Origin of the sequence: Shewanella dokdonensis, from assembly GCF_018394335.1 — a bacterium.
GTDB lineage: Bacteria > Pseudomonadota > Gammaproteobacteria > Enterobacterales > Shewanellaceae > Shewanella > Shewanella dokdonensis.
The window spans coordinates 80,891-100,830 of the sequence record NZ_CP074572.1 but is presented as its reverse complement, the minus strand read 5'-3'; the positions used below and the strand labels follow the sequence as shown (position 1 = coordinate 100,830).

Annotated in this window: 13 protein-coding genes and 5 pseudogenes; 5 read left to right on the top strand and 13 right to left on the bottom strand. The window is 47.3% G+C overall.

Features of this window, described 5'->3' with window-relative positions; genetic code table 11:
• Positions 1–100 precede the first annotated feature (100 nt).
• From ilvN to KHX94_RS00545, 3 genes and pseudogenes are all read right to left on the bottom strand, one after another.
• Entirely contained in the window at positions 101–598 is a 498-nt protein-coding gene (ilvN, locus tag KHX94_RS00555; RefSeq protein WP_213681979.1) for an acetolactate synthase small subunit, read from the bottom strand.
• A pseudogene (locus KHX94_RS00550) lies at positions 598–2,321 on the bottom strand (acetolactate synthase 3 large subunit). Before KHX94_RS00550 ends, ilvN begins: the two are co-directional and overlap by 1 nt.
• A gap of 309 nt (positions 2,322–2,630) precedes the next feature.
• Positions 2,631–3,856 (bottom strand): annotated as a pseudogene (locus tag KHX94_RS00545) (multidrug effflux MFS transporter).
• A gap of 214 nt (positions 3,857–4,070) precedes the next feature.
• Between KHX94_RS00545 and KHX94_RS00540 the strand changes: the two are divergent.
• Both KHX94_RS00540 and KHX94_RS00535 read left to right on the top strand, forming a co-directional pair.
• Positions 4,071–5,942 carry a choice-of-anchor I family protein gene (locus KHX94_RS00540; protein ID WP_213681978.1) on the top strand — a complete coding sequence of 624 codons (1,872 nt, stop codon included), beginning with the start codon at positions 4,071–4,073 and terminating at the stop codon, positions 5,940–5,942.
• Positions 5,943–6,101: 159 nt separating this feature from the next.
• Complete coding sequence (locus KHX94_RS00535; RefSeq protein WP_213681977.1) at positions 6,102–7,895, top strand: SulP family inorganic anion transporter; 1,794 nt, start codon at positions 6,102–6,104, stop codon at positions 7,893–7,895.
• Here KHX94_RS00535 and KHX94_RS00530 read toward each other — a convergent pair whose 3' ends face one another.
• From KHX94_RS00530 to mqo, 4 genes and pseudogenes are all read right to left on the bottom strand, one after another.
• Positions 7,896–8,093 (bottom strand): hypothetical protein, encoded by a 198-nt coding sequence (locus KHX94_RS00530; protein ID WP_213681976.1) that lies wholly within the window; start codon positions 8,091–8,093, stop codon positions 7,896–7,898.
• A 498-nt stretch (positions 8,094–8,591) separates the two neighbouring features.
• The gene (locus tag KHX94_RS00525) at positions 8,592–8,945 is read right to left on the bottom strand and encodes a DUF3024 domain-containing protein (protein WP_213681975.1); all 354 of its coding nucleotides are present in this window, start codon (positions 8,943–8,945) and stop codon (positions 8,592–8,594) included.
• Between the two features lie 368 nt (positions 8,946–9,313).
• Positions 9,314–9,637: a hypothetical protein gene (locus KHX94_RS00520; RefSeq protein ID WP_213681974.1), complete on the bottom strand. Its 324-nt coding sequence runs from the start codon at positions 9,635–9,637 to the stop codon at positions 9,314–9,316.
• Positions 9,638–10,094: 457 nt separating this feature from the next.
• Positions 10,095–11,619, bottom strand: a pseudogene (gene mqo, locus KHX94_RS00515) (malate dehydrogenase (quinone)).
• A 595-nt stretch (positions 11,620–12,214) separates the two neighbouring features.
• Between mqo and KHX94_RS00510 the strand changes: the two are divergent.
• Positions 12,215–12,715 carry a hypothetical protein gene (locus KHX94_RS00510; RefSeq protein WP_213681973.1) on the top strand — a complete coding sequence of 167 codons (501 nt, stop codon included), beginning with the start codon at positions 12,215–12,217 and terminating at the stop codon, positions 12,713–12,715.
• A gap of 98 nt (positions 12,716–12,813) precedes the next feature.
• Positions 12,814–13,137: a YbjQ family protein gene (locus tag KHX94_RS00505; RefSeq protein ID WP_213681972.1), complete on the top strand. Its 324-nt coding sequence runs from the start codon at positions 12,814–12,816 to the stop codon at positions 13,135–13,137.
• Here KHX94_RS00505 and KHX94_RS19990 read toward each other — a convergent pair.
• The 5 genes and pseudogenes from KHX94_RS19990 to KHX94_RS00490 all read right to left on the bottom strand — a co-directional run bounded on the left by KHX94_RS19990 (position 13,064) and on the right by KHX94_RS00490 (position 17,078).
• Positions 13,064–13,645 carry an MFS transporter gene (locus tag KHX94_RS19990; RefSeq protein WP_244859266.1) on the bottom strand — a complete coding sequence of 194 codons (582 nt, stop codon included), beginning with the start codon at positions 13,643–13,645 and terminating at the stop codon, positions 13,064–13,066. The two genes, KHX94_RS00505 and KHX94_RS19990, sit on opposite strands and share 74 nt — an antisense overlap.
• A gap of 52 nt (positions 13,646–13,697) precedes the next feature.
• Positions 13,698–14,417 (bottom strand): MFS transporter, encoded by a 720-nt coding sequence (locus KHX94_RS19985; RefSeq protein WP_244859265.1) that lies wholly within the window; start codon positions 14,415–14,417, stop codon positions 13,698–13,700.
• Positions 14,405–14,575 (bottom strand): hypothetical protein, encoded by a 171-nt coding sequence (locus tag KHX94_RS19980; RefSeq protein ID WP_244859264.1) that lies wholly within the window; start codon positions 14,573–14,575, stop codon positions 14,405–14,407. The genes KHX94_RS19985 and KHX94_RS19980 overlap by 13 nt, the downstream gene beginning before the upstream one ends.
• A gap of 2 nt (positions 14,576–14,577) precedes the next feature.
• The gene (locus KHX94_RS00495) at positions 14,578–15,531 is read right to left on the bottom strand and encodes an aldo/keto reductase (RefSeq protein ID WP_213681971.1); all 954 of its coding nucleotides are present in this window, start codon (positions 15,529–15,531) and stop codon (positions 14,578–14,580) included.
• 753 nt (positions 15,532–16,284) lie between these two features.
• Positions 16,285–17,078, bottom strand: a pseudogene (locus KHX94_RS00490) (SDR family NAD(P)-dependent oxidoreductase).
• An 868-nt stretch (positions 17,079–17,946) separates the two neighbouring features.
• Here KHX94_RS00490 and KHX94_RS00485 point away from each other — a divergent pair.
• Positions 17,947–19,337 (top strand): annotated as a pseudogene (locus KHX94_RS00485) (NAD-dependent succinate-semialdehyde dehydrogenase).
• A 48-nt stretch (positions 19,338–19,385) separates the two neighbouring features.
• On the opposite strand, the gene tsaA reads toward KHX94_RS00485, so the two are convergent.
• Positions 19,386–19,862, bottom strand: coding sequence for a tRNA (N6-threonylcarbamoyladenosine(37)-N6)-methyltransferase TrmO (gene tsaA / locus KHX94_RS00480; protein WP_213681970.1), 477 nt, complete (start codon positions 19,860–19,862; stop codon positions 19,386–19,388).
• Positions 19,863–19,940: the final 78 nt, after the last annotated feature.

Below are 19,940 nucleotides of genomic sequence, written 5' to 3'. Positions count from 1 at the left end.
GCTATGTGACAACCGGAAATATTTTAGGATTTTGCGCTGCAGAAATGACCAAAGCCCCGGGAGAGGCTTTGGCTAAATGGCATGATGTAAAAAATAAATACTATACTTTCATTGATTTATCGCCGCGAGCCAGACCTACAATGCCTGAGCGGGAAACTTCTACCACTTTAGTCGTCTCCGCTAACGATTGCACAAACGCATCGAGTTTTTCGCTGGTGCCTGTCATCTGAATGGTGTACAGGGTTGGGGTGACATCAACAATTTGACCACGAAAAATATCCGCGGTGCGTTTGACTTCATCGCGGGTATCGCCGATGGCTTTGACCTTGATTAACGCTAGCTCTCGTTCCACATAACTGGATTCAGTGATATTGGATACTTTAAGCACATCAATCAGTTTGTGCAGTTGCTTCTCAATCTGTTCCAGAATCGACTCATCGGCAAATACGGTTACAGTCAAGCGTGACAAGGTGGCATCATCCGTTGGCGCCACGGTTAAGGTTTCAATGTTGTAACCACGTTGGGAAAACAGGCCAACAACCCGCGATAAAGCGCCCGGCTGGTTCTCCATCAATACAGAAATAATTCGGCGTTTCATCAGCATTTCTCCGTTTTGCTCAACCACATGTCACTCATTGCTCCACCACGGATCTGCATTGGGTAGACGTGCTCAGTTTCATCGACACTGATATCCACAAAGACCAGTTTATCGGTCATTGCCAGGGCTTCGGCTAATTTCCCTTCTAGGTCGGCAGGGTTGCTGATAGTCATGCCTACATGACCATAGGCCTCGGCAATTTTGGCAAAATTAGGCACTGAGTCCATGTAAGATTGAGAATGACGCCCGGCATAGATGATGTCTTGCCACTGCTTAACCATTCCCAGAAAACGGTTGTTAAGGTTGATGATTTTTACCGGAACCCCATACTGCAATGCCGTAGAAAGTTCCTGAATGTTCATTTGAATTGAACCATCGCCAGTGACACACACAACTGTTTCATCCGGCAACGCCATTTTAACGCCCATCGCCGCAGGTAGGCCAAAGCCCATGGTGCCAAGTCCACCGGAGTTGATCCAACGTCGCGGTTTATCAAACGGATAATAAAGTGCGGCAAACATTTGGTGCTGGCCTACATCGGACGCCACATAAGCATTGCCGTGGGTGAGCTGGTATAACACTTCTACCACTTGTTGTGGTTTGATGCGTTCAGTCGATTTCTGGTAGGTCAAGCAATGGCGTTCGCGCCAACCATTGAGTTGTTGCCACCAGTTTTCCAGCGCGCTTGTGTCCTGTTCTGGGAATAATTCTGGTTCCCGCAACAGTTCCAGCATCTCGTCCAATACGCTATCGGCAGAGCCCACAATTGGAATGTCAGCATGCACTGTCTTGGAGATAGAAGAGGGATCAATATCAATGTGCATTACGGTGGCATTGGGGCAATACTTGGCAACGTTATTGGTGGTGCGATCATCAAAGCGCACACCAATGCCAAAGATCAGATCGCTGTTGTGCATCGCCATATTGGCTTCATACACTCCATGCATGCCCAGCATGCCTAAATTCTGTGGATGACTTCCTGGAAAAGCACCTAACCCCATCAGTGTATTGACTACTGGCAAATGCAGTTTTTCAGCCAGCTTACGCAGTTGCGGCGCACATTCGGCGATAATGGCGCCACCGCCCACGTACAACACGGGTTTTTCGCTTCCAGCAGTGCTTGTAAGCCTCGGCGGATCTGTCCTTTATGGCCTGAAATAGTTGGGTTATACGAACGTAATTTAACGCTCTTAGGATACTGGTATTCATATTTTACTGCCGGATTCAGGCAATCTTTTGGCAGATCTACTACCACAGGCCCTGGGCGGCCACTGGCGGCAATGTAAAACGCCTTTTTGATAATATTTGGGATTTCCTGAGGATCGGTCACCAGAAAACTGTGTTTCACCACTGGCCGTGAGATGCCAATCATGTCGCATTCTTGGAATGCATCATTCCCAATCAGGTTGCTTGGCACTTGGCCTGAAAGTACCACCAGTGGTACTGAGTCCATGTAAGCGGTGGCAATCCCTGTAATAGCGTTGGTGGCACCGGGGCCTGATGTGACTAGCACCACCCCAACTTTGCCCGTGGCACGTGCATAGCCATCAGCCATATGCACCGCGGCCTGTTCATGGCGTACCAGAATATGTTCAATATCGGATTTTTCGTGTAGGGCGTCGTAGATGTCTAGCACTGAGCCACCGGGGTAGCCGAAGATATGTTTAACGCCTTCATCGATCAGTGAACGCACGATCATGCTGGCGCCAGAAAGCATCTCCATAGTATTTCCTTAAAAAACAAGATACCGTTACGGTAAACAGTAACTTTTACAGCGACGGTAATCGCTCTAACAATCGGCAAGGAGGGTAATCCTCGCCACCTGGTAACCCGGCCGTTGCGGCTTTCCACCTTGTAAGGTAGGGGGTTTGTCCTGATGGACAGAAATTCATCATATTGAAAAAAGTGAATTTGCAAGCCGAGTATGGATACATTTTGACAACATGAAAGATTTTCAGCTGTCTCAAGGATAACGTCAGCCATAAAAACGGCCACTCGTTGGTGGCCGTATGGCGTCCGATGGATGGTCGGGTTAAGAAATGCGTGGTGACGTGAGCGTTCCAGGCCGGGTGAACAACAAGCAGATCCCCACCAGCAGAATTGCTGTCAGCATAAGCGCTGCAAAGGGAACGGCCGTTCCTGTATAAAACAATGCCAGAATGGGGCCCGCCAGTGCGCCAACGCCAAAACGCAAGGTGCCGATAACGGCGGTTGCCGTCCCCGTCTCCTGTTTAAATTTCATCAGCACTATGGCGTCAGAGTTCACCGACATAATACCAAGCGAGCCCATCACTGGCGCCAGCGTAATAACGGTCCAGTAATATTCCATGCCTAGCAAGTTGACCACGACCAAGGCGACAGCCGATATCACTCCGGTAAGGGTGGCTACTGCCAACATACGTTTGGGGCCGTAACGCACAACAACACGAGAATTGATGATATTGGCGAGTGCCAGCGCGCCCACGTTGCCACTGAACAAAATGGCAAACAGGGACTTATCCAGATGAAACACTTCCATATAAACAAATGGCGATGCGGTGAGGTAACAGAAAAATGCCAAAGAACATAGCAAGCCACTGCTAAGGTAAGGTTTCACGCCATGGCGTGTCAGCACCACGGCATAGTTGCCAAAAAAGAGCGGGTACTGTGCGGTGCGTCTTTCGCATCCGATGGCAATTTAAGTTTAAGGCTGACCAATACCAGCAACAGTCCTGCGTAAGTGGCGAGGATGAAAAAGATCAACGGCCATTGACCGAACCCCAGAATAAGGCTGCCAATACTGGGCGCCAGCAAGGGCGCCAGCATCATGATCAAACTGACATAAGACATGCCTTTGGCCGTGTTGTCGCCATAGAGTTCTTTAATGTAGCCAGGTATCACAACTGTTGCCGCGGCACCGATAAACGCCTGCACAAAACGCAGCACCATGAACAGTTTGAGTGAGGGCGACAGTGCCAAACCGATACAGCACAATAAGAAACCACTGAGCCCGGCAATCACCAGCGGGCGGCGCCCGATGCGATCTGCCAGCGGGCCAAACGTCAACATGCCGATAGCATATCCAGCCAGATAAACACTCAAGGATTGTTGCACTGTCGTGACATCTGAATGAAAGCTATCTGCAATAATTGACATGGCGGGCAGATACATATCGATGGTGAGCGGCGTAATCGCCATAATGGCCGCCAGCATCGGTAGGAGCAAAAACAACGGTGGCAAACCAGGCGCTGTTGTCGGAGAAGAAGCTGTTGCGCTCAAAGGAACCTCAGGAAAATTTCAATTCAGCATGGGCAAAATCGCGGGATGACATGGTAAAGCCTCTGCCGCTGTCTGCCAACCGATAACAGTGTTACAAAATACATCGCTGACAACTTTCCCATAAGTTTGTCACCGCCCGTTAATATTTCTGCCTTATCTCTGTCATCAAAGCACTTTAGCGTGTTGCTGATTTGTAACAAACATGGATGACATAATGAAACTGCAACACTCTCTGATTTCCTTGTCGCTGACTCTAGCGCTGGCCGCTTGCGGCAGTGGTGATGACGGTAAAGATGGCAACAATGGTGCCAATGGCAGCAATGGGCTGAACAGTCTGGTGAAAGTCACCGAACTCATGCCGGGTAATGCCTCTTGTCCTTATGGTGGACAGCAGATTGATACCGGGCTGGACAATAATAGTAACGGTACCTTAGAAACGGATGAAATCACCGCCACCCAGCAGTTGTGTAAAAATAGCGGCGACACCCTGAAAATGGAGTTAATGGCGCGTCATGTCAGTGGTGTCTATGGGCTGAGTGCTGCCGAAATTGTTGACTACGATGCTGTTGCCGCCAAGGTGTTAGTGGTAAACGCCCGCAGTGGCAAAGTGGATATTCTGGATGCTTCAGGGCTGGCAAGCACCGCGGCCGTTAGCGGTGATGCTGCCTTGGCACTGGATAACTTACCGCTACTGAATGAACTGGATGTGGCGGCAGATATTGGGCTGGAACGCTTAGGCGGTGTGAACAGTCTGGCATTGCACGGCGATTTATTAGCCGTTGCCATTGAACGTGCGGATGTGAATGGCAATAAGAACCAGGATAAGGGCTATATTGCCTTTTATCGTCGTGGCGATAGCGGCTACAGTTACCTGAGTGCTGTCGAAGTCGGCGCTTTGCCTGATAACGTGGTCTTCAGCCCTGATGGTAACTGGGTTCTGGTGGCCGATGAAGGAGAACCCGCTGCCGATTACAGCGTTGATCCTGAAGGCTCGGTGGCCATTATCAAAATCAGTGATGGCGTTCCAGCAAGCAGCGCGACCTTAGTCACCTTTACTGATTTCAACGTTGGTGGCAGCCGTGCCGCCGAAGTCAGCCAAGAGATTAAAATCAATGGCCCTGGTTCATCGGTAGCACAGGATCTGGAACCGGAATATATCGCCGTTAGTGCCGATTCAAAAACCGCCTGGGTCAGTTTGCAGGAAAATAATGCTTTGGCACGGATAGATATCGCGGCTGCCTCAGTGGAAAAACTGATCGCCTTAGGTGCCAAGGATTACGGTTTGGCAGAAAACGCCATTGATGCCAGTGATAAAGATGACGGTGTTAACATCCGCAGTTATGAAGGCGTTTATGGCCTTTATCAACCAGACACAGTTGCCAGTTATCAATGGCATGGTGCTAATTTTGTGGTGATGGCCAACGAAGGTGATGCCCGCGATTATGCGGCGTTTTCTGAAGAAGCCCGCGCTGCGGATCTGTTACTCGACCCGAACAATCCACAAGTCGCCGCGGCTGCGGATAAAACCTTGTTGGGACGCCTGAAAGTGACCACCTCCATGGGGGATGAAAATGGCGATGGTGCGTACGAAAAACTGTATTCATTTGGTGGTCGTTCATTCTCAATTCGAGATGCGGACGGGCGTATAGTGTTTGACTCTGCCAGTGACTTTGAACGCATTACTGCCGCCGTGCTTGGCGATAATTTCAACAACAATAACGATGAAAACAAAGGTGATAGCCGTAGTGACGATAAAGGGCCAGAGCCAGAAGCGCTGGCGCTCGGTCAGGTTGGCGACAAGGTTTATGCGTTTGTCGGGTTGGAACGTACCGGTGGCATCATGATTTATGACATCACCAATCCATTTGCGGTCAGCTTTGTTGATTATGTGGTAAACCGCGATTTCAGTACCGATTTTTCTGTCGATACCGATACCGGTGAATATCAGGGCAATATTCAGTTGGCCGGAGATCTCGGCCCAGAAGGGATGAAGTTTGTGCCCGCCGACAAGAGCCCATTTGGGACACCTATGTTGGTCATTGGTAATGAAGTTAGTGGTACTACTGTGGTCTACCGTTTGCGTTAGCAACCTATGTATCGCGGTAAATAGGGCTGGCAGTGCTGGCCCTGTTTGCTTTAAATCGTTGTTATTTTCATCAAATGCACTTTCGATACTCGCAACCGCGCAATTTCCATGTCATAACTTGTGAAAGCACAATTCTCCTTATTTGTTGACGGGAGCGACATGGATAGCAAGGTCACCTTTTCCGCCATCACCCAAGATTCCCGGTTTTCAGCATGGTTCCCTGGCCTAGCGGGATTACTGCAATATCAGCGCGACTGGCTGAAAGATGATTTGCGGGCCGCGCTGTCGGTAACGGCGGTTGCTTTGCCGGTTGCTATTGCTTATGCGCAGTTGACTGGCGTGAATGCCGTGGCAGGTTTGTATGCCTGTATCTTGCCAATGCTGGCTTACGCGCTATTTGGCACCTCAAAACAATTGATTGTGGGGCCGGATGCCGCCACCTGTGCGGTGATTGCCGCAGTGGTTACGCCACTTGCCGGTGGTGACCCAGTGCGACAGTGGCAGTTGGTGATGACCATGACGTTGCTGACCGGCTTCTGGTGTTTGCTCGCATCGCGTTTCAGTTTTGGGGTGCTGGCCGAGTTTCTCTCAAAACCTATCCTTATCGGTCTGCTCAACGGTGTCGCTATCACCATTATTGTTGGGCAGGCGGCGAATATTTGCGGTTTTACTTATACCGATCGTTATTTGCTGGAACGTTTATATCATGGCCTTGAATATCTGCGGTTAACACATCTGCCAACGCTAGGCGTAGCGCTGATCACCTTAGGTATCTTTTTGCTCAGTCGCTGGTTAAAGCCGCAATGGCCCTCCGCCATGATCGCCATTGTTGGGGCTACGCTATTGTCTTGGTTTATCAATGTTGCGCACTATGGTGTTGATATTGTAGGGGAAACTAAAGGTGGTTTGCCGGAGTTTCAAAGTCCGGTGTTTGACTTAGGATTGATCCGTGAGTTAGTCATGCCGGCACTTAACTTGGCGATGGTCAGTTTTATCAGCATGATGCTGACGGCGCGAAGTTTTGCCGCAAAAAATGGCTATGATATTGATGCTGATAAAGAATTTCGGGCACTCGGCATTGCCAATATGGTGTCGGCCATCTCCCAAGGTTTTGCTATCAGTGGCGCAGATTCACGTACCGCCGTGAACGATGCCAACGGGGGTAAAAGTCAGCTGGTTTCGGTGTTTAGTGCATTGATGATCTTGCTGGTGGTGCTGTTTTTTACTGCGCCACTACAATTTATTCCTGCGCCGGCATTGGGCATTGTGCTGGTAATTGCGTCACTGTCGTTGATTGATTTTCATGCCATATGGAGCCTGCGTAAGCGCGATAATGGTGCCTTTACTCTGGCAACCATTACATTATTGGCCGTGCTGTTTATTGGCATCATCCCAGGCATTACGCTGGCGGTATTACTCGGCTTGTTTCAATTTATTCGGTTGGTGATGCGCCCAAATGATCAACTGCTGGGGATCAGCCAGAAAGGGATCCTGCGTAGCTTAGACAAGACCGATAAAGCCAAGCCCATCCCCGGTATTCTGATCTATCGGTTTAATTCCCCCTTAACATATTTCAATGCTGTCTACTTTAAACGTCAGTTATTGCACCGCATCACCGAGCAGGAAACGCCAGTGGAATGTGTCGTAGTGGATGCGGTGAGCTGTTTTAGTCATATGGATATCAGCGTGATGTCGATGATCGATGAGTTGCAAAAGCAGCTGCGTAAACAAGGTGTTAACTTGATTTTGGCGGGGCGAAAACGCCAGTTGTTGAAATGGTGTGAGATGGCCGGCATCAAAACCGGCGGGGAAGGGCGCCTGACTATCCGTTCTGACCTGACCATGGCCGTGCGTATGCACCAGAATTACAAACTGGCATTACAACAAGGAATTGCACCACAACTGCGCAGATCAGAAGACCCAGATCAGGCGCTGACTCATGCAATCCTGTAGTTATTCCTCACAGAAGAGTTCACTGGGGAGAAACCCCTGAACAGCATAATAGCCAATAGGGCCAAAGATGAGGCTGATGACAACCCAGTGATAACGGCGGTTGAGGCTTAATCGCAGACGGCTAGTGTATGCTCTCCAAGCAAATAACAGGTTGAGCACTAGCAGTAACCCGGCTCCCAGCAAGATGGCGATATCCATAAAATGCGTTCCCTTTTGTAATTTAAACGCAAACGAGATATTTCCCGTTACAACAGCGTATTGCCTGCAACTTCCCTTCACCGGTACAACTCACACCGATAACTACAGCTCAAGTTTTGCCATACTTTAAAAAAGATGGAGTTGATTTAAAACAAATTCGTGTATTTTTTATGTCAGACTGTGACTCAGGTGTTACGGATATTCTCAAATTCAGGAGGTTTAGTGCTATAAACAAGCGCTGCTTTATTCAGCGGGAACATATTTCTAGCCGCGATTTGGTATGCATAATGGTTTATACAAGAGATAAAACGGTATCGCTCGTACATTTAATCAATGCATAGATTTCGGTGAAGAAGTGCTTCCTCCAGACGGATAAACGCACTGTTTCCCATTGATAAGGGTTAAGTTATTTGGGTGACGCATGGCAAGTCATAATGAAAGGACCTCCTGCAATGTTTATGCTGTCGCCCTCATATATAGAGCAATATCATTTGGTGATTAGGTCATTAGCCAAAAACAGCCGTATTGATCTTGGCTAACAACATTAAAAGCTTGTTCAATGGTGGTTACTTGGCTTTCTGGTTTATAACTGTGCCACTTGAGATCACGGCGCATCCAGTAAAGTTTCCAAACACCTTGGCTTCGGACAAAGGTAGACTTGGCAATATCCAAGCTTTGGTATTCCTCTGGATTGTTCCAAACTGGCTGAATTTCAAAGATATATACTGACTGATTTTCCAGACGCCAACCAAGATCTAGTTTGCTTCTGATATTGAGTGGCGGCCGATGTTTTGCTAGGAATGCTGCCCCAGCTTTTTCTATCTTTTTAATTTCAAATTCACTTAACGCCATAAATTTTCCAAATTATAGAGACAATGCCTTGAACTATGACTGAGTTGGAGCATACGGGCAAATCGCACCATTGTCCGTGTCATTACAGTATCTCATGCTTTCGTTATCATGAACGAAAGATATCGCTACGGCATTTGGCGCTAGCGACAGGTTGAAAAATAATCACTAAAACCAATCATTAAAAACCGGCCCAGCCATGCAAACGTGAAATAATGCTGCCAGGGATGGTCGGACGGTTCGGCTATTTATCAGTGAGCGTTTTAGCTATTAATATATGGCTGCCTAATATTAATTTTTAAATTTAATCATTGAATAATGATAAATGTTATTTAATAGATATTGACCGCGCGGATGATATATAGGTGATATTACTTTCGGCCAATTTCAATTGAGTCTTTATCTTGGTTAATGATTTTTAGTTCTGTTCCACGAATAGCAACTGCTATAGCACTACGGATGCTCATGTTTCCTTTCACCGGATTTGGCTTCACGTTTCCCACATCGGATAAATCAGCTTTAATAAAACAGCCAGTCGCATGAGATAACTGCTGTGCTACCTCGTCAAATCTTGAAAAATCAATATCATATGAAGATACCTTGTCACAATGCCCATTAACGCTATTCAACTGGTTTGGCGTTGTTGCACAACCTACAAGCAATATTGCTGATAACACACTAATAAAACCCTTCAAAATGTCTTACTCCTGTAAAATGTAAATACAATGCTAATAGCTAAAGTAATGCTTTGTATTTGAACCTTATGATATCGACTGCTTAAAGTCTATAGCGTAATTGAAAAATGAATCAATGATACATAGTTTTATGTTGGTAGACGATATGTGAGTTTTAATTAACATCATACGATATAAATTTTTAAAGCTGGGCTACTCAATTTATAAATGTGCTTAGTGCAGTATATTCTCAATTTGCTTCAAATATGACAATAAAACCGTATATGGAATAAAACTGTTGCAATTTAAGGCTAAGGCAGCTATTTGAAAATTTATTGCTAAGGAAGATGTTTTTAGTGATAAAAGCGTCGCAACATTGCGGAATTAATTCATTAAATTCCAGTGAAATCATAGAGTTTAATGGGTTTATCGCGGCACTGAGAGCGCGTTGCCGGCATTTACCGGCAACGACGGAAGGTTAAAGTGCTATATCTGCGATATTTGAGCTAGGAAGTACGAAGCTGTTATCGGGTTCAGGCACGTTAGTGACTGTTGCCCGTCCTTGACGCCGCAGTTGTAGCAACTGACTGGTGTAAGCGAGCTCCTGTTCCGTGGCTGTGACATCGCCATCTAAGCGAGTGCCATAAGATGGGATGATTTGTTGTAACTTGCTACGCCAAGCCATGCTGGCAACTCTGTCAGGAAAGACTTTTTCCAGTAATTGCAACATGATAGGCGCCGCTGTCGATGCTCCTGGCGACGCGCCTAACAGTGCGGCAATGGTCCCCAGCTCATCGCTGACGACTTCAGTTCCTAGTCGTAATACGCCGCCCTTGTGTGGATCACGTTTGATGATTTGCACCCGCTGTCCGGCGGTCCATAACTTCCAGTCGGCCTTGACGGCATCTGGATAGTATTGTTGCAGCGCGCTATAACGATCGTTTTCAGATAAACGCACCTGACTGATCAGATATTTCACCAAATCAAAGTTATCCAGGCCAACGCGGATCATCGGCATCAGATTCGATGTATTGGTGGATTTTAGTAGATCCAGCAGTGAACCATTTTTTAAAAACGGGTTGAGAAGGTGGCGAAAGGCCCAAATAACAGCACCTTTTTACCTTCCAGTACTCGGGTGTCCAAGTGGGGCACAGACATGGGCGGAGCCCCCACTTCGGCACGGCCATAGACCTTGGCTGAGTGCAAGTTCACGACCGCTTCGTTTTCGGTAACAAGGAACTGACCGCCTACAGGAAAACCTGCATAATCTTTGGCTTGTGGAATGCCGGATTTTTGTAATAGCCGCAACGCAGCACCACCAGCACCAATAAACACGAAACGAGCCCGGATCTTGCGTTTGTTGCTGTGATCTTTGGTATCGGCAACAGTTACCGTCCAACTGTTATCACTATTACGTTCGAGATCGCGTACTTCAGTGTTGAGTTGCAAACTGAAGTTAGGTTTTTCTGTAGCGAACCAATCAGTTGGCGGGTGATTTCGCCAAAGTTAACATCGGTGCCGTTGTCAGTACGGGTGGCCGCAACTTTCTGCTCAGGATCGCGGCCTTCCATTACCAGCGGTGTCCACTGGCGGATCTGCTCATGATCCTCGGAATACTCCATTCCTGAAAACAGGGTGCTGGCTTGTAATGCTTGGTAACGTGCCCGCAGAAAATTCACATTGGCATCGCCCCAGACAAAACTGATATGGGGTTCGCTATTGATGAATTTATGTGGTTCACATAGCACATTCTGGCTGACCTGATAGGCCCAGAACTGGCGTGAAATCTGGAAAGCCTCATTGATGTCGATGGCTTTCTGGATATCGACACTACCATCCGCTTGTTGTGGTGTGTAATTCAGTTCCATCAGCGCGGAGTGCCCGGTACCCGCATTATTCCAGCCATTGGAACTCTCTTTTGCTACGCCATCAAGGCGCTCGATCATGGTCATTGACCAATCAGGTTCCAGAGTCTGCAAAAAGGTACCCAAAGTGGCACTCATGATGCCGCCGCCGATAAGCAATACATCGACGGGGTCTCCTCATTGGCATTTACCTTGAGGGGGCTCCGGAACTTACCAAAGGGGTAAGCAACATTACGGCAATCTATCTCATACGTCCAAGATTAGGTGGCCGAATTTTTTACCTTTCGAAAGTTTCTGTCAAGATGCGGAAAAATAGAATAACTCTCTAGAGTTACACATAAAAATCAGTCGTTGTTGGGTAAAATAGCGGCAAATTAGATGGGTTTTTGAGAGTGAAAAAGCCCTCTTGATGTAAGACATTCTCAAGCTATTTCTATGCATGAAAACTGCATCTTAATTAGCGTAAATACACTAACTTAATAAGTGATTTGGATCACTTTTTTGATTGGTTTTTAGCGCTATGTCATGGTTGTAAATGGATACTTTCAGTGCTTTTGTGGCGATGTAGGTGGAGTTCTTGCGGTTGCTTATTTTTTGGTCTATTGGTCTTACCAAAACATTTACAAATATTTACAAATTTAATGAGAAAAATTTGGCATTTTAGCTATTGCATGTTCTTATTTCACATAGGATGAATATAACGGGTCTTCAGGACCAACAGGGACGTCGTATTATGCAATGGTTAGCGAGATTTATTGTGGCTGGAGCACTGGTGGTGGCTTTGTTGTTTACCATGAGTGTGTCTGAGACGCCTTCATCAATACATCATCAGACCGATCCTCAATTGCTTTCAGCGCTAGAGCGGCAACGTGCTCTTTATATACAGTTAATTGGTATGTTTCGGCAGGATGTCCCATTATCCTCAATAAATCCGCAGTTTATGGATCCTGACCGCACAGTAGATACTGGGCGCTGGCAGCAATATCGGCAATTATTCTCGTTATTGTCTCTTGACGGTGGCATGCGTGGTTGGGGCAAGGGCGGCATTATGTTTATCAGTTCCGTGTTTCCGATGGCGGAAGGTAGCAGCACTAAAGGATATGTGTATCATCCACAGAATCCGTTACCACTTTATGCGGACTTAGATAAGGCGGCTGCGCAGCTCTCTCCCAATACGGTGGCGTACCATAAAATAGATGATGACTGGTATCTGTTTTATTTGAAAAGTAACTGAGGTGAGTGACATTACTCTTGACTATCAGAGATGGTGACCATTGCTAATGGTAAAGAGAATAGACCATTTGATTGTATAAAATCGTTGTGGAGACAATTTTGCAAGTATCAAGTACGGAAACCATTGCAGGTTATCGAGTGACCCAGACGTTAGGCGTTGTGACTGGCAATGTGGTGCGAAGCAAACACATTGGCCGCGATATTATGGCAGGTTTGAAAACGATTATTGGCGGCGAGATAGCCGGTTACACTGAAATGCTGGCAGAGGCACGTGAGGTCGCCACCCAGCGTATGCTTGTGCAAGCAGAGCAGTTGGGGGCTGATGCCGTAGTTAACCTGCGTTTTACCACTAGCGCGATCGCCCAAGGCATGTCGGAAATGCTGGCGTATGGCACTGCGGTAAAACTTGGGATAGAAGTTTGAGGCTAATCTTATCGGAGGTGTTGTGACTGTGATATCTCACCGGTAAGCGCGGTGGGTTTAGCACGGCATTCCCGGCATTATCCGCAAGCGTTAAGCAATCAATAATCGCTAATAGTGACAGCCCGCCAATAAACCACAGTGCAAGCCTGAAATCGGCGGCCGTTGCCATGGCGCTGCTGCTCCCATGTAGCATAGCGGCTATGGCTAGGGCCAAGGCTCCTGCCGCAATACCTGTCCCAATATTCATTTGCACAAAAACAGCTTGCAGTGTGTTGGCGTCGCGCATCTGCGTTTGGGGAACGTCAGCAAATCCCAGCGTATTCATGGCTGTAAAATGCATAGAGCGGTTCATACCACTGATAAACAGCACCAGTATCATCAGCCATTCTGGGGTATCTTTAGTAAACATCGCCATAGCGGCAAAGCCCGCGGATACTAGCAGACCATTGATGATCAGTACGTTTTTAAAACCGTAGTGGTTGATGATCCAACTGGTAAATGTCTTCATACATAAGTTGCCTGCAAACAACCACAGCAGCAAAGTCCCGGCTTTTACAGCACTAAAACCGAACCCCAACTGAAACATCAAGGGCAACAGAAAGGGGCGGAAGCGATCGCAATACGGAATAACGAACCCCCACGACAGATACTCTGAAGGTTTTAATTGCCAGTGGCGTAAGATTGAATAGCGGTTGGCGGCAATGTCGTAAATGATAAGCTGTCAGCAGCAACAACAGACTTCCGCTAACTATTAGCATGAGTGCCCAACGGGTACTGATGTCATCGCGACTCGCGGTTTCAATCCCGGCCATAAACAAGCCAAAGCCCAAACCACTCAATAAGAATCCTGTCGTGTCAAAGGTTGTGACGGCGCTTCTTAGTGCCGGAATTAAGTACCATGCAGCCACTAATGCTATCAGCCCCAATGGCAGATTGAGTAAGAAAATCCAGTGCCAGCTCCAGTGTGTGGCAATCCACCCGCCCAATACTGGTCCCAGTAAAGGAGCCACTAAGGCAGGCCAGGTCAGAATGGCGATTGCCTGTATCATTTGCTGTTTTGGAGTGCTTTTAAGAACTACTAAGCGCCCTACGGGAACCATCATGGCACCACCAATCCCTTGCAGGACACGGGCTAGCGTGAATTGGGTGAGGCTTTGGCAAGCAGCACATAACAAGGATGCTAAGGTAAAGATAGCGATAGCCAACATGAAAATACGCCTGGCACCGAAGCGATCTGCCGCCCAACCGCTGACAGGAATGAACACTGTCAGCGCAACCAAATAGGCAGAGACACCAAGTGAAAGATGGGCGGCTGCGGTGCCGAAATCCCCGCGATAGCGGGGAGTGCGGTGGTAATGACGGTAGCGTCCAGCATCTCCATAAACATGGTGCCAGCCACCAATAACGCGGTGGCCACGCGCTGGTCAAGGGTGGGCAAGGTTAGTCACCCGCTTTTGTCAACTTGCTCAATTCTGCTGGTGATAATTTCAGTGCTATCGCTTTGGCAAAACTGGCAACATGGCTAGCTTTGGTCGCGCTAGCAATAGGGGCGGTTACTCCCTCAGCCGCAATTAGCCAGGCGAGGGCAACTTCGGCAGGTGTGGCGTTGTGTTGTGCCGAGACTTCATCCAGCGCAGTCAAGATACGGGTGCCTTTTGCATTCATATACTTGCTTATGCCACTGCCGCGAGCGCTTTTGCTTAAATCGGCTTCGCTGCGATATTTGCCAGACAAAAAGCCTGACGCCAAACTGAAATAGGTGACCACTCCCAGATTTTTACGGACACATAATTTCTGTAATGCACCCTCAAAACCTGCGCGGTCATACAAGTTATATTCTGGCTGTAACACCTGATAGGCAGGAAGATGTTGTTTTTCTGCCACATCCAGCGCTGCTTGTAACTGTTCTGCATTCAGATTGGATGCGCCAATTGCGCGAATTTTTCCGGCGTTAAGCAGTTTATCGTAAGCGGTTAATGTTTCGGCATAGCCAACTTCTGGATCTGGCCAGTGAGAAAAATACAAGTCAATGTAGTCTGTTTGCAGGCGTTGTAGTGAATCTTCAACCGCTTGAGCAATCCACTTGGCCGACAAACCTTTATGACCTGGTTGTCCCATATCGGAACCTACCTTAGTGAAGAGTTTCACTTTGTCGCGCATCCCCGGCCTGGCTTTCAACCAACGACCTATGATGGTTTCTGATTCTCCACCTTTATTGTTAGGTGCCCAAGCCGAATAAACGTCTGCGGTATCAATGGCATCAAAACCCGCATCAACGAAGGCATCAAGAATCGCAAAACTGGTTTTTTCATCGAGCGTCCAGCCAAATACATTGCCACCAAATACCAGTGGGACAATATTAAAATCGGTAGTGCCTAATGCTGTTGTTTCCATGGTTTTTCTCCTTTATATCAATCTATGTGAAGGGTTCCAGATGTTCCACAGATGGAACGCGTCATAAACATGCCCGTTTTATGAAGAGCCGCTGGCCTTATTGATGACTTGAAATGACAGCTCAATCGCCACGAGCTAAAGCACCGGATCACCTGTTAGTGACTGGTTAGTCGAAATCGTGAGTTGATGTTTGCTGTTATCAGCGGCTTTGGCCTGTTCATTATCTCCTTAATGGCTCAATCGGCGACACTCACCGAACCTAATCCGTAAATTGCGTCGTCGGAGCCGTTGGTGTGCTGATATGCGTTGCCATCAGGCATCGCCGCTGCCTGCTAATGACTCTCGGGGTGATTTGACCGGCAGATAGGCGGCGTACGGATGTCTGCATATCATGGTAAATCTTAGTGGCATGTGTCGCAGCGCACTGTGAATGCGGCTTACACACAAGCGCTGCACGCTATAGTATCACTCGCTGTCATTTGTTGCTGCGGCAAATAGTGAATGCAACAGCGCAACTACCGACAGACCACGTCTGCCCATTGTTGCTGACTTAGCGGAGATAATAAGCTTAACAACATTGCCGATATCACCGCAAAAGTCTCCGCCAAATGCTTGGGTTAAGTGTCAATCGTTGGCCTATTGTTGTCTGCCACACCACTGAGGTTATGCCATCACTGAAGCGTGATCGTTGCTCTCGCATTGAGTAACCCGCAGTTTGCCTAACCATCATGGCATTAGCGGTACCCTAGGTTCTTAGACAATATCGTCAACAACACCGCCATCCACCCGCAAGGCCGCACCGCTGGTAGCCGAGGCTTGAGTTGAACAAACATAAACCACCATGTTGGCGACTTCTTCAACACTGGCTGCGCGTTGAATAATAGAGCTAGGACGATGGCTCATCACAAACTCTTTGGCTAGTGTAGCTATCGATTTTCCGGTACGGGCCACTTCATCTGCCATGATGGCTTCAAAGCCATCAGAAATAGTCGGGCCTGGAAGCACACTATTTACGGTGACGCCACTGCCCGCTAGCCGCTTTGCCAGACCTCGTGCTAATGCCAGTTGGGCGGTTTTTGATACCCCATAATGCACCATATCGGCTGGAATATTCAGCGCCGATTCAGAGGAGATAAACACCACTCGCCCCCAGCCTTGCTGTTGCATGGCTGGCAGATACGCCCGCGACAAACGGATGCCAGACATCACATTGGTTTGCCAGTACCGCTCCCAAGTATCATCACTGGTCTCGAAAAATCCTCCGGCCCATATATCCCGGCATTATTGACGAGAATATCGACTTTAGGTACCTGCGATAGCAAGTGACTACAACCTGCTTCATCAGAAATATCCGCCGCAGCAGTGATAATTTTGGCGCTCGGCAGCCATTGTAATAAGCGTTCTTTGGCAGCGCTTACCGACTTTTCACTGCGACCATTGAGCACAATCGTGGCACCGCTGGCTGCTAGTTCCTTTGCTATAGCAAAGCCAATGCCGCCACTGGATGCGGTAACCAAAGCAGTTTTTCCGTCTAATCTGATATCCATGTTTCCCTCGCTGATTAAATTTAGCTGTAGGTGCTGCTAACCTGATATTAGCCATTGCAGAACGGTGAGCAGGTTAATGAAAAGGCTACTCCTTGCTGGTACTTCCATACAAATTAAGCCCATTGCTGGTGTTGATAGCGTCTACTTTACCAAAAGCATTGTCCCCAGAAAGTAGAGCGTTTATCCCAAAACAGCTACGCCCAAGGATTGTTTGGTCTTCTGCGCTTATGTTGTGTTACAGCCCTATAGCTGTTGCGGTGATTGACTTGAACGCCTACTGAATAGTTGATGATTTCTAGGGTTAAGTAACATCCCATAATCACTATACCGATACGAACAGTCAGATGTTGAAAAATATTGAGGCTAGCTTTATTTTCTGAATTAAAAATTAAGAGTGAATAATAAGTCACGGGACAATTAAATTTAATTAATCATAGTAGGTATAAATACTGGTTTTTTGTATGTATTTTGTTTTTAAAATATTGTTTTTCCTAGCGACAAAATAAAATTCTCTATGGAATATTGAATTATTAACAATTTCAAAACAATTTATCATTCTCATTTTAATAAATATAATTTCATCTATTTCAGTATGTTGAGTGCCTATGGTGCTGTTTCTGTCGTACTGTTCGTTGTTATGGCTCGTATACTCAGTTGTTGTGATGTGTCGGATATTGCTAGTTCAACCTTTCGTTTTAATGAAACAATAAGTATCACTATTTGAGATAAATGAAAATTTATCTTGTTATTCACTAAATGGCTGGATCTAATAAATATTCAGGAGTAAGGTTAATCACGATTGTAATGGCGGCGAAGGTATCGTCGTTATTCTCCGTATAATACGGATATGGATCAGGAGGTTTTATTTATGAGTTATGCAACCGTTAACCCTTACACCGGTGAACTGGTAAAAAATTCCCAGATGCAACAGATGCTCAGGTTGAACAGGCTCTGACTGATGCGCACGCTGCATTTTTGCAATGGCGCGAAACATCTTTTGCTCATCGCGGTGAGATCCTGCAACGTGCCGCTAACATTCTGCGTGACAACAAGCGTAAATATGCCGAATTACTGACACTGGAAATGGGTAAGGTGATTGGTGAAGCTGAGGCTGAAGTCGAGTTGTCAGCTCAAATCATTGAATACTATGTCAAGAATGCTGGGAAATTGTTGGCACCAGAAAAACTGCCCGTTGCCGATCCTGCCGAAGGCAACGCAACTTTAGTACATGAACCTTTGGGAACCATTTTGGCTATTGAGCCTTGGAACTTCCCTTATTATCAGATCGCCCGTATTTTGGCGCCGCAGTTGTCTGCGGGTAATACGGTCATTCTGAAACACGCATCAAATGTGCCACAGGCTGCGGCAGCGTTTGAAAGTCTGATGCGTGATGCTGGCTTACCTCATGGAGCCTTCCAAAATCTGTATGCTACCCGTTCTCAGATTGAAAAAATCATCAATGATCCGCGGGTACATGGTGTGGCATTGACCGGGTCAGAAGGTGCCGGTGCCGTGGTTGCCGCGCAAGCGGGTAAGGCGATGAAAAAATCTACCCTGGAACTTGGCGGTGCCGATGCATTCGTGGTGTTAGAAGATGCCGATATGCCAAAAACTGTGAAATGGGCAGTGTTTGGCCGTCACTGGAACGGTGGGCAGGTGTGTGTATCGTCTAAACGTATGATTATTGTTGATAAAGTGTATGACCAGTTCTTGAGTCAATACACCGAAGGCGTTGCCGCACTGAAAGCAGGTAATCCGCTGGATGCAACTACAACCTTGGCACCTTTGTCATCACAGTCAGCTGCTGATGAAGTGAAAGAGAAAATTCGGCAGGCGGTGGCTCATGGGGCTACTGCAACAGAAGTTGGTCCAAAAGTGCCTGCCACAGGTGCCTTTGTGCAGCCGACTATTTTGACGAATGTTACACCTGATAATCCTGCGTATTATTGGGAATTCTTTGGCCCTGTCTCTATGATCCTGCGCGCTAAAGATGAAGATGATGCAGTCCGCATTGCTAATGATTCGCCATTTGGCTTAGGCGGTTCAGTGTTTACTTCTGATTTGAAACGCGGTGAAAAGGTTGCCCATCGTATCTCTACCGGGATGGTGTTTGTGAACCATCCAACTATGGTGAAGGCTGATTTGCCATTTGGTGGTATCCGGAACTCAGGTTATGGCCGTGAGTTATTAGGACTCGGTTTGAAAGAGTTCGTTAACCACAAATTGGTGGATGTTGTCGATATCGATGCTCCATTTTAGCACCGTTTGATCTTGCAGAAGGGTGGCGTGATGCCACCCTTTTTATGCTTATTTGGTGCAGAAGCGATTGTCTGCGGTAGTTATCTGTTTAGCGTGTTCAAACCAGCCAAACCTTGCGCCTTGGCGTTGATCAAACTCTCCTACGTAGGGCTTGATGTCGAGCACGGGGGTTCCGTCCAGCAGATCCAAGTTGCGAATGTTTAACATGTTGTTGTCTATGGATAATAATTCGACAACGGAGAGGCCAATAGGATTGGGACGCCGCGGTGAGCGAGTGGCAAAAAGCCCTCGCTGGTTATCGTCCAGGTAAGGTGTCACCTTCATCTGAAAGCCACTGCACTGATGCAGATGACATAACAGTACAATGTGAGAAAACCCCTGTAGATCAGCTAAACCTTCGATATATTCAGGCAGTAGTTCAATCCGTCCTTCAGCATTATTGGCTCTGGATGGTTGCACTGGGGTGCCGGCTTGTTGTTGAAACGGGCTGTGAATTATACCTATGGGTGAGTACTCAATTTTCATCCAAAATCATTCCTGTTAAAGCGGGAGTAGAGCAAGGGGCATCATCGGCGCAATTAGGTTAGGGAACAAGCGACTACA

What these genes read in the sequence shown, in the direction of transcription:
- ilvN (WP_213681979.1), bottom strand. Translation starts at nt 598, where the DNA reads ATGAAACGCCGAATTATTTCTGTATTGATGGAGAACCAGCCGGGCGCT.
- KHX94_RS00540 (WP_213681978.1), top strand. Translation starts at nt 4,071, where the DNA reads ATGAAACTGCAACACTCTCTGATTTCCTTGTCGCTGACTCTAGCGCTG.
- KHX94_RS00535 (WP_213681977.1), top strand. Translation starts at nt 6,102, where the DNA reads ATGGATAGCAAGGTCACCTTTTCCGCCATCACCCAAGATTCCCGGTTT.
- KHX94_RS00530 (WP_213681976.1), bottom strand. Translation starts at nt 8,093, where the DNA reads ATGGATATCGCCATCTTGCTGGGAGCCGGGTTACTGCTAGTGCTCAAC.
- KHX94_RS00525 (WP_213681975.1), bottom strand. Translation starts at nt 8,945, where the DNA reads ATGGCGTTAAGTGAATTTGAAATTAAAAAGATAGAAAAAGCTGGGGCA.
- KHX94_RS00510 (WP_213681973.1), top strand. Translation starts at nt 12,215, where the DNA reads ATGCAATGGTTAGCGAGATTTATTGTGGCTGGAGCACTGGTGGTGGCT.
- KHX94_RS19990 (WP_244859266.1), bottom strand. Translation starts at nt 13,645, where the DNA reads ATGAAGACATTTACCAGTTGGATCATCAACCACTACGGTTTTAAAAAC.
- KHX94_RS00495 (WP_213681971.1), bottom strand. Translation starts at nt 15,531, where the DNA reads ATGGAAACAACAGCATTAGGCACTACCGATTTTAATATTGTCCCACTG.
- tsaA (WP_213681970.1), bottom strand. Translation starts at nt 19,862, where the DNA reads ATGAAAATTGAGTACTCACCCATAGGTATAATTCACAGCCCGTTTCAA.